The sequence below is a fragment of the Nocardioides cynanchi genome, from assembly GCF_008761635.1.
Taxonomy (GTDB): domain Bacteria; phylum Actinomycetota; class Actinomycetes; order Propionibacteriales; family Nocardioidaceae; genus Nocardioides; species Nocardioides cynanchi.
Map to the genome: position 1 here is coordinate 3,284,513 of NZ_CP044344.1, position 16,871 is coordinate 3,301,383.

A 16,871-nucleotide genomic window follows, 5' to 3' on the forward strand; every position below is an offset into this window, starting at 1 on the left:
GTCGGCGCCCCGGACGTCCCGGGGCCGTGTCGACACTAGACCGGGCCGGGGGGTCGGATCGCCACCCGCAGGGGTGGGCTCACCGGATGAGGCAGCGGGACCGCCGTGAGGATGCGCGACCCCGCTGCCTCCGGTGGGTCAGCGCTGCGGGCGGTTGATCCGCAGGGCCGCCTCGCCGAGGTTGATCACGGCGCCCGAACCGTCGAGCAGCGTGATCCGGAGGGCCACGACCGAGATGCCGGTCCTGGTCTTGGTGACCACCTTGCGCTCGAGCTTGGCCACGCCCGGGATCTCGAGCACGCCCGAGGGCGGGAACGTCTGGGTCTGGCCGCCGGCGGTGATGCTGCCGAGCTGCGTGCCCTTGGCGGTACGGACCCAGCCGTGGGACGTGCGGGTCACGTTCGCCTTGCCGACGATGGCGTTGACGATCAGCTGCCCGCCGCCGAGGTTGATCCGGGCGATCTTGGCGCGCTCGAACCCGTGGGCGCTGCCGTTGCCCTGGCTACCCTTCTGCGCCGAGGCGAGCCCGCTGACCACGAGCTGCCCGCCGACGTTCAGGCTGGCCAGCGACTTGGTCCGGACGACGCCACCGGTGCCGAGGCACCCCATCAGGGACAGCGGGTTGGGGCCGCTGTGCACGAGGTCGGTCAGGGCCGACACGACCCGGGTCGCGTTGGAGTGGCCGCGGAAGATCCCGCCGGTGAGCCCGTCGTTCAGCTGGGCGTGGCTCAGCGCCACCTTGACCGAGGTCCCCGTGGGAACGACGTCGATCCGCAGGGCGAGCGCCTTGGCCGACGCGGCGTGGTCACCGTGGGAGGTCGCGCTGGTCCCGAGCGAGATGGTGGCCAGGCCGGGGACGGTGACCGGCTGGTTGGGCGTCGGTGCCGGGACGTTCTGCGGCGGCCCGACCGGGGGCGTGAAGGTGATGCTGCCGATCGCGGTGTCGGTGCTCGAGTGGAAGCCGGACCCGTCGTGGAACGCCTTGGCGGTCGACCTGATCGCGTTCACGCTCAGGGTGCCCAGCCCGCTGGAGGCGAGGGTGAGCTGAGCGATGGTGTGGCGGGCGTGCGAGGCGACCACGCCGTGCCGTGCGGTGGTCCAGACCCGGGTCTTGACGCCCGAGGCCGTGCCCAGGCCCGGCACCGTGGCGTCGGCGACGTCGTTGGTGCGGTTCAGGCCCGCCAGGTCGGTGCAGCCGATGTGCTGGTAGGCCGTGGTGCCCGAGCTGGCGGGCAGCTGGCCGCCGATGATCCGGGTGCCGTAACCCGAGCCCTGGAAGGCGTACGTCGTTGCCCGGGTGCGGTCGGAGGTGCTGTGGGAGGTGTCGGCTGCGAAGCCCGGACCGGTCGTGGTGAGGGCGAGACCGGCGCAGAGTGCGCCGACCCCGATGGTGAGGGGTGTACGTGCGTTCATGTGGTGCTCCATTTCCCCGTGTTTGAGACTGTCTTAACGAAGCCCTGACGTGGGGGTCACGCCTGCGGACGGCGAGGAAGCCCGATTTTACGTCCGGTAGGGGCGGGTGGCGACGGGCACGCGGATGACCCGGGCCTGACCTCGACTTAGGACTTCCTTGATGTTGACGGCGGGCCGGAGCCACCTTCTTTGTCTCGGATCCCAGACAGCGGGAGGCGCGGGCCGCTGGTGCCGTGCCCGCGACCGGGAGTTGGATGACGGCATGGAGACGGTGCACGTGGGCGTGGGTCCGGTCTCGTTCGCGGAGGTCGTCGCAGTGACCCGCGACGGTGCGGCGGTCGAGCTGACCGAGGAGGCGCTGGCCGCCATCGATCGGGCCCGGGCCGTCGTCGATCGGCTGGCGTCGGCGCCCGACCCGGCGTACGGGATCTCGACCGGCTTCGGGGCGCTGGCGACGCGCCACATCCCCACCGAGCGCCGCGAGCAGCTGCAGCGCTCGCTGATCCGCTCGCACGCAGCCGGCTCCGGCCCCGAGGTCGAGCGCGAGGTGGTGCGCGGCCTGATGCTGCTGCGCCTCTCGACGCTGGCGACGGGGCACACCGGCGTACGACGTGAGACGGCGCTGCTGCTCGCCGCCGTCCTGTCCGCGGGGATCACGCCGGTGGTGCGCGAGTACGGCTCCCTGGGCTGCTCCGGCGACCTCGCGCCGCTGGCGCACTGTGCCCTCGCGCTGATGGGGGAGGGCGACGTCCGTGACAGCTCCGGCGAGCTGGTCCCCGCGGCGCAGGCCCTGGCCGTGGCCGGCCTGGCGCCCGTCCAGCTCGCCGCCAAGGAGGGCCTGGCCCTGATCAACGGCACCGACGGAATGCTGGGGATGCTGGTGCTCGCGATCACCGACCTGCGCCGGCTGCTCGCGACCGCCGACATCGCGGCCGCCATGAGCGTCGAGGCGCAGATGGGCACCGACCGGGTCTTCGCCGCGGACCTCCAGGAGCTGCGCCCGCAGGTCGGGCAGGCACTGTCGGCCGCCAACCTGCGCGCCCTCCTCGCCGGCTCCGGGGTGATGGCGAGCCACCGCGAGGACAAGGTGCACCGGGTCCAGGACGCCTACTCCCTGCGCTGCTCGCCCCAGGTGCACGGCGCCGCCCGCGACACCGTGGAGCACGCCGCCCTCGTCGCCGAGCGCGAGCTGGCCAGCGCGGTCGACAACCCCGTGGTCCTGGCGGAGGACGGGCGGGTCGAGTCCAACGGCAACTTCCACGGCGCCCCCGTGGCCTACGTGCTCGACTTCCTGGCGATCGTCGCGGCCGACGTGGCCTCGATCTCCGAGCGGCGCAGCGACCGGTTCCTGGACCGGGCGCGCAACCACGACCTGCCGCCGTTCCTCGCGGACGACCCAGGCGTCGACAGCGGCCTGATGATCGCGCAGTACACCCAGGCCGCGATCGTCTCCGAGCTCAAGCGTCTCGCCGTCCCGGCCAGCGTCGACTCGATCCCGTCGAGCGCGATGCAGGAGGACCACGTGTCGATGGGCTGGTCGGCCGCTCGCAAGCTCCGGCGCTCCGTCGACGGGCTCACTCGGGTGGTGGCCATCGAGCTGATGACCGCCGCCCGCGCGCTCACCCTGCGGACCACGACCGGTCCGACCGCCGGCACCACGCCCGCGCCGGCCACCGGTGCCGTCGTACGCCTGCTGGCCGAGCGCGGCATCGGCGTCCCCGGGCCCGACCGTTTCCTGTCTCCCGAGATCGAGGCTGCCGTGGCGCTCGTCGCCTCGGGCGCCGTCCTGTCCGCCGTCGAAGAAGTGATCGGAGAGCTCGCATGACCGACTCCAACCCGCGCCTCCCCATCCACGCCCCCCACGGGACCGAGCTGTCGGCGAAGAGCTGGCAGACCGAGGCGCCGCTGCGGATGCTGATGAACAACCTCGACCCCGATGTCGCCGAGCGGCCCGAGGACCTCGTCGTGTACGGCGGCACCGGCAAGGCCGCGCGGTCCTGGCCGGCGTACGACGCGCTGCTGGCCTCGCTGCGCGACCTCGAGGACGACGAGACCCTGCTCGTGCAGTCCGGCAAGCCGGTCGGCGTGATGCGGACCAACCCCTGGGCGCCGCGAGTGCTGATCGCGAACTCCAACCTGGTCGGAGACTGGGCCAACTGGGAGGAGTTCCGCAGGCTCGAGGAGATGGGGCTGATCATGTACGGCCAGATGACGGCCGGCTCGTGGATCTACATCGGCACCCAGGGCATCCTGCAGGGCACCTTCGAGACCTTCGCCGCGGTCGCGGACAAGAAGTTCGGCGGCACCCTGGCCGGCACGATCACCCTGACCGCCGGGCTCGGCGGCATGGGCGGCGCCCAGCCGCTCGCGGTCACGATGAACGACGGTGTGGCGATCTGCATCGACGTCGACCAGTCCCGGATCACCCGCCGGATCGAGCACCGCTACCTCGACGAGCAGGCCGACTCCCTGGAGGACGCCGTACGCCGCGCCGTCGCGGCGCGCGACGCGAAGCGGCCGCTGTCGATCGGCGTGCTCGGCAACGCCGCCGAGCTGGTGCCGCAGCTGCTCGAGATGAAGGCACCGATCGACGTCGTCACCGACCAGACCTCGGCTCACGACCCGCTGTCGTACCTCCCGGTCGGGGTCGCGTTCGACGACTGGCACGACGCAGCCGAGCGCGACCCGGCCGGGTTCACCAAGGACGCCGAGGCCTCGATGGCCGTGCACGTGCGGGCGATGGTGGAGTTCCAGGACGCCGGCGCCGAGGTGTTCGACTACGGCAACTCGATCCGGGACGAGGCCCGCAAGGGCGGCTACGACCGGGCGTTCGAGTTCCCCGGCTTCGTGCCGGCGTACATCCGGCCGCTGTTCTGCGAGGGCAAGGGGCCGTTCCGCTGGGCGGCACTCTCGGGCGACCCGGCCGACATCGCGGCGACCGACCGCGCGATCCTCGAGCTCTTCCCGGACAACGCGCGCCTGCACAAGTGGATCACCATGGCCCAGGAGCGCGTGCAGTTCCAGGGTCTGCCGGCGCGGATCTGCTGGCTCGGGTACGGCGAGCGCCACCTGGCCGGGCTGAAGTTCAACGAGATGGTCGCCTCCGGCGAGCTGAAGGCGCCGATCGTGATCGGTCGCGACCACCTCGACTGCGGCTCGGTCGCCTCGCCGTACCGCGAGACCGAGGGCATGCTGGACGGCTCGGACGCGATCGCGGACTGGGCGATCCTCAACGCCCTGGTCAACACCGCCTCCGGCGCCACCTGGGTGTCGTTCCACCACGGCGGCGGGGTCGGGATGGGCCGGTCGCTGCACGCCGGGCAGGTCTGCGTCGCCGACGGCACCGAGCTGGCCGCGCAGAAGATCGAGCGGGTCCTCACCAACGACCCGGGCATGGGCGTGATCCGCCACGTCGACGCCGGCTACGACCGGGCGGTCGAGGTGGCCGACGAGCGCGGCGTGCGCGTGCCCATGCGTCGATAGTCCGGCACGCCTGGCACCTTCGGGCAGGGGCCCAGGGTGCCAGGCGTGCCGGACGATCTCGGCGAGGCACCGGTCTCACGGGGTCATCCACAGGCGGTGGGAGGCCGGGTGGGTGAGGCCCCCGGGCGGGGGACACCCCGTCCATGGAGAGACATCGGTGGGAACCGGTCTGCGAGAGGCCGGAGGGACTGGTCGTTCCGGCTCGGATCGGTACGACGGGCGGTCCGACCCGCGGGCAGGCGCGCGGTCCTGGTTGGGAGCGATGTGCGCCCGGCTGGTGGGTGCCTCGGGATCGACCCTCCTGTGTGGAGCAGCACGTCCTCGAGCAGTCGGCTCGACTCCCCGACTCTGGTGCGGTCACGGGATGGGCGGCCCTGAGGTGGCGAGGCGGCACGTTCTTCGACGGCCGTGCCGAAGGAGAGGGCGCCTGGTTGCCGGTCCCGCTCCTGCTCGGCGGTTCGAACCTCCGACAGCATCCGCGGTCCACGATCAGCCAGGAGCGGTTCCCTCCGAGGGAGCGCACCGAGGTCGCCGGCCTGCCCGTGTCGACGGTCCAGCGAGCGGTCTTCGACGAGATGCGTCGCGTGGGGACGCTGCTCCACGCCGTACAGACGGTCGAGATGGCGGCCGCAGCCTCGCTGATCTCGGTCGCACTGATGACGGCGTACGTCGTTCCACACCGGAACGGCTACACGGGCGTGCCGCTCGTGCGCCGTGCCCTCGGTCTGGCCATCGACGACAGCCGCTCTCCCCGCGAGACCTGGCTGCGGCTGGTCTGGCTCTCCCTGGGCCTGCCACAGCCGCTCTGCAACCAACCCGTGTTCGACCTTAGGGGTCGGCTACTGGGCTACCCGGACATCTTCGACCCGGTGGCCGGTCTGGTCGGTGAGTACGACGGCGCCGACCACAAGGACCGGGAACGGCATCGGCGGGACGTGGCGCGGGAGGAGCTGTTCCGGGACCACGGGCTGGAGTACTTCGCGGTCGTCGCCGGCGACTCCCGGGAAGCCGCGTCGGCACGGATGCTCGCTACCCGCCGACGGGCCCGCTTCCTCTCGCCGGACCAGCGTGCGTGGACCCTGCAGCCCCCGGCCTGGTGGCCGATTCCGGAGTCCCTCGACGCGCGGCTCGCTCGGCTCGGACTCGTCCCCGCCCTCACCCACGCCTGATTGCGATAGTCCGGCACGCCTGGCACCTCAGCGGACTCTTGGGAGGTGCCAGGCGTGCCGGACTATCCGTGGCGTCGGCTGGCAGGATCGGCGGGATGGAGTCCCAGCCGGAGCGCGACCGGGTCCTGGCGCAGGTGTGGGCGCACGTGCCCGCACCTGACCGGCCGGTGCTGGTCGCTGTCGACGGCGCGGACGGCGCGGGCAAGACGTGGTTCGCCGCCGACCTCGCCCGGGTCGCGGACCGGCCGGTCGTGGTGGCGACGCTCGACGACTTCCACCACGACCGCGCCCGGCGCCATGCCGAGGGGCGGACCGGCGAGACGGTGTGGGCGCGCAGCTTCGACTACGCGGCGGTACGACGTGAGCTGGTCGACCCATGGCTCGCCGGTGCCGGTACGCCGTACCGCCGACGTTGGCACGACCTGGCCCGTGACCAGCGGGTCGACGCCGCGCCGGAGCCGGTGCCCGCGGGCGGTGTGCTCCTCGTGGAGGGCGTGTTCGCGCAGCGACCCGAGCTCGCAGACGCGTGGGACCTGACGGTGTACGTCGACACCCCGGACGCGGTGCGCCTGGCCCGGATGGCGGTGCGGGACGGCGTACCCGGAGAGCCGGACCACCCGGACCAGCGGCGCTACCTGGAGGCGCAACAGATCTACCGCGACGCCTGCCGGCCGCTCGAGCGAGCGGGGATCGTGATCGACAACGCCGCGCCCGAACGGCCCCGGATCGCCCGGATCGCCGCGGGGGTTGCGCACGGGGCGCACAATGACCAGTCATGAGCCCTAAGCCGGCGAAGCGCCGGGTGCCCCTGACCGACATCTCATCGCGCGCCTGGGAGCACCCGGCCGACCAGGGCGCCCTCGTCGCGCTGCGCAAGCTCAAGGGCTTCGACAAGCTCATTCGGATGATGTCCGGCCTGATCAACGAGCGGGCCGTGCGCCTGGAGCTGCTCGGCTCCGCGGTGCGGGTCGACGAGCGCCAGTTCCCGGCCCTGCACCGGCTGCTCACCGAGGTCGGCGCCACCCTCGACGCCACCGACCTCCCGGAGCTCTACGTGCGGGCGACGCCGATGTTCAACGCCGAGACGATCGGCATGGACAAACCGGTGATCGTGGTGGACTCCGGATTGGTCGGGCTCCTCGACGAGGAGGAGCTCCGGTTCGTGATCGGGCACGAGCTCGGTCACGCCCTCAGCGGGCACGCGGTGTACCGCACGCTGCTGCTCCGGATGCTCAGCCTGACCGGCCTGCTGGCCGTCGTACCCCTCGGCACGGTCGGGCTCCGGGTGATCGTCGCCGCGCTGATGGAGTGGTCTCGCAAGTCCGAGCTGTCCGCGGACCGCGCCGGGCTGCTGGCCACCCAGGACCCGGCGGCGGCGTTCCGGACCCACATGAAGCTGGCCAGCGGTGGACACCTCGACGAGCTCGACCAGACGTCGTTCTTCGCCCAGGGCGCGGAGTACGCCGGCTCCTCCGACATCCGCGACTCGGTGCTCAAGCTGCTGCTGATCGAACGGCGTACCCACCCGTTCGCGGTCTCCCGCGCGGCCGAGCTGCGCAGCTGGGTCGACTCCGGCGCCTACACCGCCATCCTGGCCGGCACCTACCCGCGCCGCGAGGAAGACGCCGACGCGCAGCTCAGCGAGGCGGCGCAGGCGGCTGCCCGCAGCTACAGCGACGCCTTCCGCGAGAGCCAGGACGTGCTCGGGCGACTCGTGCACGACGCGGCCGGCTGGCTCGGGACTGCCAAGGGCTGGCTCGACGAGCAGCTGAGGCGCCGGGGTGACGACGAGGAGTAACAACTCCAAGGCTGCTGCGCAGGGCGCCGAAGGCTGTCACCATGGACGCGTGCCGGCCGGAGGGACGATCGACGACGCCGTACGGCGCATGTGCGCCGGCGACGGCGACGCGTTCCGTGAGGTCTACCGGTCGACGCAACCGGCCCTGCTGCGCTACCTCACCGTCCTGGTCGGGACCGCGGACGCCGAGGACGTGGCGTCGGAGACCTGGGCGCAGGCGTGCCGCGACCTGGGCCGCTTCTCCGGGGACGCCGACGGGTTCCGGGGCTGGGTGACCACGATCGGTCGACACCGGGCCCTGGACCTCCTGCGGCAGCGGAGCCGGCGGGTGCGGGTCGACCGCGACCTGACCGACATCGAGGTCGCCGACCCGCGCGACCTCGAGGCCACGGTCGAGGAGGCGTTCGGTACGGCGGGTGCGGTGGCCCTGATCGGCAGCCTGCCGCGCCAGCAGGCGGAGGCGGTGTGGCTGCGGGTCGTGATGGGCCTGGATGCCAAGACCGCGGCGTCGGTGATGGGCACGCGGCCCGGCGCCGTACGGTCGTCGACCAGCCGTGGGCTGAAGACGCTGGCACGTCTTCTGGAGTCCCGGACGGGGTCGACCACCGCTCAGCGTGACATTCGGGTGGCTTCCGGCGCTGAAGGAGTGAGATGAGCGCATGGAAGCAGCATCGAGCGGACCGCCGCGAGGGTGACCTCGGCGGCGGGTGGTCGACGACCCCCCGGGTCGATCGCCTGCTGGAGGCGGCCCGCGCGCCCGGCACGTCCCGCGAACTGGCGAGTGAAGACGTGGCGGCGCGGCACTTCCATCGCGCTCATCTCGAACGTGTCCACACGACGAGAGAAGTAGCCATGTCCAAGCCCTCCCCCCGGGCCGGCATCAAGGCAGCGCTCGCGAGCGCCGGCGTTGTTGCGCTGATGTCGACCGGCGCGGCGTTCGCGAGCTCCGGTCACGCCCCCTGGTCGTCGGGTGCCTCAGGCCGTCCGACGACGATCCCGTCCCACAGCCACCCGACCGACGATCCTTCCGAGACCGCCACCAGTGAGTCGAGCGAGTCCGACGACCCGTCGGCTCCTGCGTCCGACGGCACCACCGGACCCGACGCGCACGCCCTGCCGGGGCTGTGCCGCGCGTACGCCGCGGGCCAGAAGGCCGACCACGGTCACGCCCTGTCGAGCCCAGCCTTCGTTGCCCTGGTGACGGCTGCCGGCGGCCCCGACGGTGTTTCGGACTTCTGCGCCTCCCTGGCTCCGGTGGCGGGTCACCCGACTCACCCCGTTCACCCGACTCACCCCGTGCAGCCGACTCATCCGGCGAGCCCGACTCATCCGGTCCACCCGAGCCACCCGGCGCCGACGCACACCGTGCCCACGCATCCGGCGCCTCCGAGCCACCCGACTCCGACGGCGCACCCGAGCCACCCGGGCGGTCATCCGTCCCACGGCTCGCACCCGACTCGGCCCTGAGGCCGACGCGGACGCCATCCGATCCCGTGTGGGGCGGGGCGGATGGCGTCAGGCGTGCCGGTTGCCGATCGCCTCGCTGATGGCGAGCGTACGGCGTGCGGTCTCGACGTGGAGGTTCTCGATCATCCGGCCGCGGTAGGTCACCACACCCGCGCCGGCGCCGTCCGCCCACGCCTGGACGATCCCGCGGGCGTCCGCGACGGCGTCCTCGCTCGGCCCGAACGCGGCGTTCGCGCCCGCGACCTGGCCTGGGTGGATCAGTGTCTTGCCGTCGAACCCCATCTCCCGGCCCTGGCGGCACTCGGCCAGGAAGCCGTCGGTGTCCTGCACGTCGTTGTAGACACCGTCGAGGATCGCTCTCCCCGTCGCGCGGGCGGCGAGCAGGGCCAGGCCGAGCCCGGTCAGCAGCGGATGCCGGCCGGGGACGTGCTCGGCGTACAGCTCCTTGGCCAGGTCGTTGGTGCCCATCACCAGCACGGTCAGGCGGTCGCTGGCCGCGGCGATGTCCTCCGCGTGCAGCATCGCGACCGGGGTCTCGACCATGGCCCAGAGCTTGGTGCGCTCCGGGGCGTCGTACGACGCCATCGCGTCGACGAGGGCCAGCACGGCGTCGGCGCTGTCGACCTTCGGTACGACGATCGCGTCCGGGCCGGCGGCGCAGGCGGCGGCCAGGTCGTCGCGGTGCCACTCGGTGTCGGCGCCGTTGACCCGGATCGTGAGCTCGCGATGGCCGTAGTCGCCGCTGGCGGCCGCGGCACACGCCGCGTCGCGGGCGGCGGGCTTGGCGTCGGGCGCGACAGCGTCCTCGAGGTCGAGGATCAGCGCGTCACAGGGGAGCGTCTTGGCCTTCTCCAGCGCCCGCTCGTTGGACGCCGGCATGTAGAGCACCGAGCGGCGCGGGCGGAAGTCGCTCACGCGTCGACCCCGATCCCGTCGTAGAGCGCCCTGAGGTCGGGGTCGCGCTCGGCCAACTGCTCGGCGAGCTCGACCAGGACCAGGCACTGCTTCAGCGAGGCGTCGTCCTCCATCTTGCCGTCGAGCATCACCGCCCCACTGCCGTCGTTCCCGTTGGCGTGCAGCGCCGCGACGACCCGACGCGCGTGCGCGATGTCCTCGACGCTGGGGGAGAAGACCCGGTTGGCGATCTCGATCTGCCGGGGGTGCAGGCTCCAGGCGCCGACGCAGCCGAGCAGGTAGGCGTTGCGGAACTGGTCCTCGCACGCGACCGTGTCGGCGATGTCGCCGAACGGGCCGTAGTAGGGGTAGATCCCGTGCGCCGCGCAGGCGTCGACCATCCGGGCGATCGTGTAGTGCCACAGGTCCTGCTGGTACGTCGTGCGGTCGGCGTCGACGTCGGCGCCGTCGGCGGTCCGGGGCGGGTCCTGGCGGACCAGGTAGCCGGGGTGGCCACCGCCGACCCGGGTGGTCTTCATCCGGCGGTCGGCGGCCAGGTCGGCCGGGCCGAGGCTCAGCCCCTGCATCCGCGGGCTCGCGCCACAGATCTCCTCGACGTTGGCGACGCCGCGTGCGGTCTCGAGGATCGCGTGCACCAGCAGGGGCTTCGTGAGGCCGGCCCGGGCCTCGAGCTGGGCGAGCAACCGGTCGACGTACGCGATGTCCTCGGCGCCCTGCACCTTGGGCACCATGATCACGTCGAGCTGGTCGCCGATCTCGGTGACCAGGGTGGTGAGGTCGTCGAGCACCCACGGGCTGTCGAGGGAGTTGACCCGGGTCCACAGCTGGGTGCTCCCGAAGTCGGTGCTCCGGGCGATCTCCACCAGCCCGTGCCGAGCGGCCTCCTTGTGGTCGGCCCTCACGGCGTCCTCGAGGTTCCCCAGGAGCACATCGACGGTGCCGACCATGGTCGGGACCTTGGCCGCCATCTTGGCGTTGGACGGGTCGAAGAAGTGGATCGCCCGGCTCGGCCTGGCCGGGATCTCTCGGAGCGGCTCGGGGGCTCCGACCGCAAGCGGCCGGAAGAAGTCCTTGGCACTGCGCACACCGGTCATGGGCGGAAACTACCGGTGCGCGGACCCGCTCGGGTATGACGCACTCCACTCGGCGGCCCTCGACACGGGTGGCTTGACCCTCACCCTGCGGCAAGCCCCAGGCTCACCGGACCGGCGGACGTCGCCGGTGGACGAGGATGTGACACATGGAGCGGATGACCATCGGCGACTTCGCCCGGGAGGCCGGGCTGACGCCCAAGGCACTGCGCCTGTACGACGAGATGGGTCTGATCGTGCCCGCAGACGTGGATGCGGTCAGCGGCTACCGGTACTACGGAGACGACCAGCTCGAGCGGGCCCGGCTGGTCTCGCGGCTGCGCCTGGTCGGGATGCCCCTGGCGCGGATCCACAGGGTCGCCGACCTCCCGCGGGAGTCGGCGGCGGCCGAGGTGGCGTCGTACTGGCGCCAGGTCGAGGCCGACACCCGCACGCGTCGGGCCCGGGTGCACGCCTTCGTCGCCGAGATGAGAGCGAAGGAGACACACATGAGCGGGATCTCGACCCAGCGGTGCGAGGTGGCCAGCCGACTCGAGCAGGGGCACCGAACCGAGCAGCGGGACGCCACCCACGCCGGAGAGCGGCTGTGGGTGGTCGCGGACGGCATGGGGACGGGCGGTCACGCTGCCGCCGTGGCGCTGGCTGCCTTCTTGGCGACCGAGCTGGAGGGGGAGCCGTTGGGTGCGCTCGACGCGGCGGTGGCGCGGGCCCAGCGCGCCGTGGAGTCCCTGCACGGAGGTCTCGTCACGTCCACGACGCTGACGGCCGCGTGGCTGCTCGACGACCGGCTGGCGGTGGCCCACATCGGGGACTCGCGGGCGTGCGTGCTGCGCGACGGCGAGCTGATCCGGCTGACCTCGGACCACACCGAGGTGCAGAGCCTGATCGACGAGGGCTCGCTCACCGAGGAGGAGGCGCGCAGCGATCCGCGGCGCAACCTGCTCAACCGGGCCCTCGCCGAGGAAGGTCCGGGGGAGGCGGACGTGTTCGTCGTTCCGGTGCGCGACGGTGACCGGATCGTGCTCACCACCGACGGGGTGCACGCCGTGCTCGAGCCCGAGCGACTGCACGCCCTCCTGGGCAGCGGGACGCCGCAGGAGTCGGTGGACGCCGTCGCGGCCGCGGTCGAGGAGGCGGGCGCGCCGGACAACTACTCGGTCGTGGTCGCCGACCTCGCCTGACCGCGCCCGGCTAGGCGTGGGCGGGGGCGTGAGGGTCGACCTCGGCCGCCACGCCCTCGTCGTCGACGTCCGCGGTGTAGTCCGCCTCCGTGGTCTGGTCGACGCCGGGATCGACCTTCGCGGCCCTCAGCACGACCGTCAGCACGATGGTCACCAGGAGGTTGATCAGGAACGCGGTCGCGGCGATGTAGACCTTGGTCGACGTACCGGGGAAGAGGGCCAGCGGGCTGCCGAAGTGCGCCTGCACCGGGGAGGCCTGCCGGTAGGCGACCACCGTCCCGTAGGCCATCCCCGCGGCCCAGCCGGCCAGCACGCCCCACCGATGGAACCACCGCGTGTAGAGCCCGACCACGATCGCGGGGAAGGTCTGGAGGATCCAGACGCCGCCCAGCAGCTGCAGGTTGATCGCGAACGACTTCGACAGCGCCAGCACGAAGACCAGCGCGCCGACCTTGACGACGAGCGAGGCGATCTTGCTGACCTGCGCCTCCTCGGCCGGGGTGGCGTCGGGCCGGAGGTAGGCCCGGTAGATGTTGCGGGTGAACAGGTTGGCCGCCGCGATCGACATGATCGCGGCCGGCACCAGCGCCCCGATCGCGATCGCGGCGTAGCCGACCCCGGCGAACCACGCGGGGAACTCGTTCTCGAACAACTGCGGCACCGCGAGCTGGGGGTTGGGCGGGTTGCCGGACACGGTCACGCCGGCGGCGACGGCGATGAAGCCGAGCAGGGCCAGGAGCCCGAGCAGGAAGGAGTACGCCGGGAGCAGGGCCGCGTTTCGGCGGATCACGCCCCGGTTGCGCGTCGACAGGACGCCGGTCACGGAGTGGGGGTACATGAACAGGGCCAGGGCCGAGCCGAGGGCCAGCGAGGCGTAGGCCCAGTGCAGTGTCGGCGGCGGCATCAGTCCCTTGCCGGCGGCCTGGCCGGAGGCGATCGCGGAGGCGTTGTCGCCGTTGAACTTCGTGAAGGAGGCGTCGGCGGTGCTGAAGATGTGGCCCCATCCGCCGAGCTTGTGGGGCAGGTAGATCACCGCGACGATGATCACGACGTAGATCAGGACGTCCTTGACGAACGCGATCAGCGCCGGTGCCCGCAGCCCCGAGGAGTAGGTGTACGCCGCGAGCACGGCGAAGGCGATGAACAGCGGGAGGTCCTTGAGGAACCAGTTCCCGCTGCCGCCGAACCCGGCGACCTGGAGCACCGACTGGATGCCGACCAGCTGGAGGGCGATGTACGGCGCGGTGGCCAGGATGCCGGTCACGGCGATCGCCAGCCCCAGGGTCTTGGACCCGTAGCGGCCGTGCACGAAGTCGGCCGGCGTGACGTATCCGTGCCGGTGGGAGACCGACCAGAGCCGCGGCAGGAACACGAAGATGATCGGGTAGGCGACGATCGTGTAGGGGACGGCGAAGAAGCCGGTCACGCTGCCGGCGTACAACGTCGCGGGGACGGCGATGAAGGTGTACGCCGTGTAGAGGTCGCCACCGATCAGGAACCACGCGACGAAGGTGCCGAAGCCCCGCCCGCCCAGCCCCCACTCGTCGAGGCTGTCGAGGTCGGCCCGGCGCCAGCGGGCAGCGGCGAAGCCCAGGATCGTGACGACCAGGAACAGGAAGACCAGGACGGTGACGGCGACGGCGCTCATCGGCCGCTCCCGCCACGGCGCCGGTCGGCGACCCTGGACAGGGTGAAGGCGAGCAGGGTGAGCACCGCCGACATCAGGATCATCGCGAACTGGAACCAGTAGAAGAACGGGAAGCCCCACAGCGTCGGGTCCGTCTTGTCGTACAGCGGCACCCAGAGCGGCAGCACGACGGCCGGCAGCAGGACCACCAGGATCACCGCCCACAGTGCGGTGGGGTGTCGGCGGGCGGGCGCGGGTGAGTCCTGGGACATGGCAACCTCCGAGTCGGTCTGAACCAGGCACGACCCTAATCACGGGACCGCCGACGGGGAAGGCCGAGAACCCTCACCCCCGGGCGTCGTACGTCGTCCGGGTTTGAGGTGCGCGGCACGGGGTACGGGCCGGCGTACCACGGGGACTCGTTCGCATCATTGGGGAGGTCCGCCGTGGACTGGTGGAGCCAGGCGTCATGCCTGAAGGAAGATCCGGAGCTGTTCTTCCCGGTGGGGACCCGAGGGCCGGCGGTCCTCCAGGTCGAGGAGGCCCGGCAGGTCTGCCGGCGCTGCCTGGTCCGCACCCAGTGCCTCGAGTGGGCCATCGCCAGTGGACCTGACCACGGCGTCTGGGGCGGGCTCGACGCCGAGGAGCGTCGTCAGCTGAAGCGGAGCCGGGCCCAGGTGAGCTGACGGCTCACAGGTCGGCGAGCGCCCGGTGCCGGGTCACCGGGTTCCACTCGTGCACCCCCGCCACCTCGACGCCGGGCGCCGCGTAGTAGGGGTCGGCGGCGATGATCGCGTCGACCTCCGCGCGGTCGTCCGCCAGGAACACCAGCAGGGCGCCCGACTCGTCGGACCAGGGTCCGGCCGCCAGGAGGCGCCCGTCGGCGGCCAGCTCGGCCAGCCGTTCACGGTGGGCGGGCCGGTGGTCCAGGCGGGCCGGGTCGTCGGAGAAGGACAGCTGGACGGCGAACATGTGGCCATCGTAGGCATCGGGTGCGTCGTACCCCGCGGCTAGGCTGGCGTCGTGGTCGACCCGGTGCCGTCGCTGTTCGAGTAGGCCGGTGGCGAGCCCGCCGTCCGACGCCTGATCGACGCGTTCTACGACCGCGTCGAGGCCGACGACCTGCTGTCGCCGTTCTTCCCGGGTGGGGTGAGCGAGCAGCACCGCGCCCACGTCACGGTCTGGTGGGTCGAGGTGCTCGGCGGGCCGTCGACCTACACCGAGCAGCTCGGGGGTTACGAGTCGATGCTGGCCCACCACCGCGATCTCGGCATCACCGCCGAGCAGCGGCTCCGGTTCGCATCGCTGATGAGCCGGGCCGCGGACGACGCGGCACTCCCGGCCGACCCCGAGTTCCGCGCGGCGCTCGTGGGCTATCTCGAGTGGGGCACCCGGATCGCGATGCACAACTCGCAGCCCGGCGCCGAGGTCGTGGAGCACGCGCCCGTGCCGCGCTGGGGCTGGGGCGTCGCGCCGCCGTAACGTCCCTGATGCCCGGCGGCGCTCTCGGTGCCCGCCGGCGCGGTGACAGGGGGCGGCTTTCCCCGGTTCACCGGTGAAATCGTCGCTCCCCAGCCGAAATTTCGGCAGGGAAGCAGAGGTTTCGGCTGGGAAGTCAGGCCCCGGAGCGGTCGGGTCGGGACTGTTGCGTCAGCGGCTGCGGCGGAACCAGCGACGGCGCGGGGCCGGCGCGGGGGCGGGGCGGGCCAGCTCGGCGGCGGCCCGCGCCCGATCGGCCTCTGCGGCACGGCGGCGAGCCAGGCGGCGTTCGCGCCAGGCGTCCACCTCGGCGTCGACGTCGCGGGGCATCGTGACCAGCGGAGGGCCGTCGACCGGCGTGTAGCGCGCGTGCAGGACCCGGGCGTTGAAGTCCTCGAGCAGGCGCCGGACCTCGGACTCGGCGGTGTGACGGTCGAGCGCCGCGTCGAGCTCGGCGTCGTCCTTGCGGAGCTGGAGGGCGGGCGGGAGGACGCTGATCTTCTCGCGCTCGACCAGCTTCTTGATCCACCAGTCGGGGTCGTGCTGGGCGCCGAGGCCCTCGATCGGCTTGCCGGCGCCGGGCAGGTTGTCGAAGTCCCCGCGCTTCATCGCCTCCTGGATCTGGAGGTCGACCCACCGGTCCTGGCGCTGGATCCGCTGGGCCGCGGCGGCCCGCCCGGTGCGCTCGTCGCGCTCCGGTGTGCGGTCGAGGGACTCCGAGTCACCCATGTCGACATTTTCTCACGACCCGGGCGGGTTCCCGCCACCGGTCAGACAGGTTCGCTGACGGCGGCGTTGAGGGCAGTGGCGAAACCCGTCCAGGCGAGGTACGGCGTGAGGAGGGCGGCAGCGGCCGGGGTCTCGCGCCTCAGGGCGAGGATCTCGGTCGCGAGCACGGTGTCGAGGGCGGCGATCACCACCAGCGAGCTCCGCTTGTCACGGATCCCGAAGAAGGTCCCCGGCCATGCGCCGTTCAGGGCGAGCTGGGTGAGGTGGAGCGCCTTGGTGCGGGCGGAGGCGTGCGGGTACATCAGCCAGCCCGCGGCCGCCGTGGCGGCGTACAGCCCCGACCACACCGGGCCGAACGCCGACGCCGGTGGCGCCCAGCCCGGCCTGCGCAGCCGCCCGTAGGTGTCCGCCGCGTCCCGCGAGGCCAGCCCGCCCAGTCCGGCCGCGGCGACGACGGGGGCCACGGCGAAGGTCAGGCGTTTGAGGTCCATGCCGGCGAGCCTAGGGCGCCGCTGGGCG

The 16,871-nt window shown here is 72.4% G+C and carries 17 protein-coding genes and 1 pseudogene; 10 read left to right on the forward strand and 8 right to left on the reverse strand.

Features of this window, described 5'->3' with window-relative positions; genetic code table 11:
* Nucleotides 1–138: 138 nt before the first annotated feature.
* Nucleotides 139–1,413 carry a choice-of-anchor P family protein gene (locus E3N83_RS15890; protein ID WP_151084146.1) on the reverse strand — a complete coding sequence of 425 codons (1,275 nt, stop codon included), beginning with the start codon at nucleotides 1,411–1,413 and terminating at the stop codon, nucleotides 139–141.
* 262 nt (nucleotides 1,414–1,675) lie between these two features.
* On the opposite strand from E3N83_RS15890, the gene hutH reads away from it, so the two are divergent.
* The 7 genes from hutH (at nucleotide 1,676) to E3N83_RS19630 (ending at nucleotide 9,330) form a co-directional block, all read left to right on the forward strand.
* Nucleotides 1,676–3,238 carry a histidine ammonia-lyase gene (gene hutH, locus E3N83_RS15895; RefSeq protein ID WP_151084147.1) on the forward strand — a complete coding sequence of 521 codons (1,563 nt, stop codon included), beginning with the start codon at nucleotides 1,676–1,678 and terminating at the stop codon, nucleotides 3,236–3,238.
* Entirely contained in the window at nucleotides 3,235–4,896 is a 1,662-nt protein-coding gene (gene hutU / locus E3N83_RS15900; RefSeq protein WP_151084148.1) for a urocanate hydratase, read from the forward strand. The genes hutH and hutU overlap by 4 nt, the downstream gene beginning before the upstream one ends.
* 305 nt (nucleotides 4,897–5,201) lie before the next feature.
* The gene (locus tag E3N83_RS15905) at nucleotides 5,202–6,065 is read left to right on the forward strand and encodes a hypothetical protein (protein ID WP_151084149.1); all 864 of its coding nucleotides are present in this window, start codon (nucleotides 5,202–5,204) and stop codon (nucleotides 6,063–6,065) included.
* Nucleotides 6,066–6,160: 95 nt separating this feature from the next.
* Nucleotides 6,161–6,844 (forward strand): nucleoside/nucleotide kinase family protein, encoded by a 684-nt coding sequence (locus E3N83_RS15910; RefSeq protein ID WP_191907829.1) that lies wholly within the window; start codon nucleotides 6,161–6,163, stop codon nucleotides 6,842–6,844.
* Nucleotides 6,841–7,863, forward strand: coding sequence for a M48 family metallopeptidase (locus E3N83_RS15915; protein WP_151084150.1), 1,023 nt, complete (start codon nucleotides 6,841–6,843; stop codon nucleotides 7,861–7,863). The genes E3N83_RS15910 and E3N83_RS15915 overlap by 4 nt, the downstream gene beginning before the upstream one ends.
* 49 nt (nucleotides 7,864–7,912) lie before the next feature.
* Nucleotides 7,913–8,518, forward strand: a complete 606-nt coding sequence (locus E3N83_RS15920) for an RNA polymerase sigma factor (RefSeq protein ID WP_202879247.1) — start codon at nucleotides 7,913–7,915, stop codon at nucleotides 8,516–8,518.
* Nucleotides 8,515–9,330, forward strand: coding sequence for a hypothetical protein (locus tag E3N83_RS19630; RefSeq protein WP_191907830.1), 816 nt, complete (start codon nucleotides 8,515–8,517; stop codon nucleotides 9,328–9,330). The genes E3N83_RS15920 and E3N83_RS19630 overlap by 4 nt, the downstream gene beginning before the upstream one ends.
* A 48-nt stretch (nucleotides 9,331–9,378) precedes the next feature.
* Here the strand turns inward: E3N83_RS19630 and E3N83_RS15930 are convergent, their stop codons facing one another.
* The gene (locus E3N83_RS15930) at nucleotides 9,379–10,245 is read right to left on the reverse strand and encodes an HpcH/HpaI aldolase/citrate lyase family protein (protein WP_272950267.1); all 867 of its coding nucleotides are present in this window, start codon (nucleotides 10,243–10,245) and stop codon (nucleotides 9,379–9,381) included.
* Nucleotides 10,242–11,339 carry an HpcH/HpaI aldolase/citrate lyase family protein gene (locus E3N83_RS15935; protein ID WP_202879248.1) on the reverse strand — a complete coding sequence of 366 codons (1,098 nt, stop codon included), beginning with the start codon at nucleotides 11,337–11,339 and terminating at the stop codon, nucleotides 10,242–10,244. The genes E3N83_RS15930 and E3N83_RS15935 overlap by 4 nt, the downstream gene beginning before the upstream one ends.
* Before the next feature lie 146 nt (nucleotides 11,340–11,485).
* Here E3N83_RS15935 and E3N83_RS15940 point away from each other — a divergent pair, with 146 nt between their 5' ends.
* Nucleotides 11,486–12,517 carry a MerR family transcriptional regulator gene (locus E3N83_RS15940; protein WP_151084151.1) on the forward strand — a complete coding sequence of 344 codons (1,032 nt, stop codon included), beginning with the start codon at nucleotides 11,486–11,488 and terminating at the stop codon, nucleotides 12,515–12,517.
* A gap of 10 nt (nucleotides 12,518–12,527) precedes the next feature.
* Here the strand turns inward: E3N83_RS15940 and mctP are convergent, their stop codons facing one another.
* Together mctP and E3N83_RS15950 are read right to left on the reverse strand one after the other, a co-directional pair.
* Nucleotides 12,528–14,165: a monocarboxylate uptake permease MctP gene (gene mctP, locus E3N83_RS15945; RefSeq protein WP_151084152.1), complete on the reverse strand. Its 1,638-nt coding sequence runs from the start codon at nucleotides 14,163–14,165 to the stop codon at nucleotides 12,528–12,530.
* A complete protein-coding gene (locus E3N83_RS15950) occupies nucleotides 14,162–14,416 on the reverse strand; it encodes a DUF3311 domain-containing protein (RefSeq protein ID WP_151084153.1) in 255 nt (84 codons plus the stop codon). Before E3N83_RS15950 ends, mctP begins: the two co-directional genes overlap by 4 nt.
* Nucleotides 14,417–14,590: 174 nt before the next feature.
* Here E3N83_RS15950 and E3N83_RS15955 point away from each other — a divergent pair, with 174 nt between their 5' ends.
* Nucleotides 14,591–14,830: a WhiB family transcriptional regulator gene (locus tag E3N83_RS15955; RefSeq protein WP_151084154.1), complete on the forward strand. Its 240-nt coding sequence runs from the start codon at nucleotides 14,591–14,593 to the stop codon at nucleotides 14,828–14,830.
* A gap of 4 nt (nucleotides 14,831–14,834) precedes the next feature.
* Here E3N83_RS15955 and E3N83_RS15960 read toward each other — a convergent pair whose 3' ends face one another.
* On the reverse strand, nucleotides 14,835–15,116 hold the full coding sequence (locus E3N83_RS15960) for a YciI family protein (RefSeq protein ID WP_151084155.1): 282 nt from the start codon (nucleotides 15,114–15,116) through the stop codon (nucleotides 14,835–14,837).
* 99 nt (nucleotides 15,117–15,215) lie between these two features.
* Here E3N83_RS15960 and E3N83_RS15965 point away from each other — a divergent pair.
* Nucleotides 15,216–15,626: pseudogene (locus tag E3N83_RS15965) on the forward strand (group II truncated hemoglobin); the annotation flags it as partial.
* A 168-nt stretch (nucleotides 15,627–15,794) separates the two neighbouring features.
* Here E3N83_RS15965 and E3N83_RS15970 read toward each other — a convergent pair.
* Both E3N83_RS15970 and E3N83_RS15975 read right to left on the reverse strand, forming a co-directional pair.
* Entirely contained in the window at nucleotides 15,795–16,352 is a 558-nt protein-coding gene (locus E3N83_RS15970) for a DnaJ family domain-containing protein (RefSeq protein WP_151084156.1), read from the reverse strand.
* Nucleotides 16,353–16,393: 41 nt separating this feature from the next.
* Nucleotides 16,394–16,843, reverse strand: a complete 450-nt coding sequence (locus E3N83_RS15975; protein WP_151084157.1) for a TspO/MBR family protein — start codon at nucleotides 16,841–16,843, stop codon at nucleotides 16,394–16,396.
* Nucleotides 16,844–16,871 lie beyond the last annotated feature (28 nt).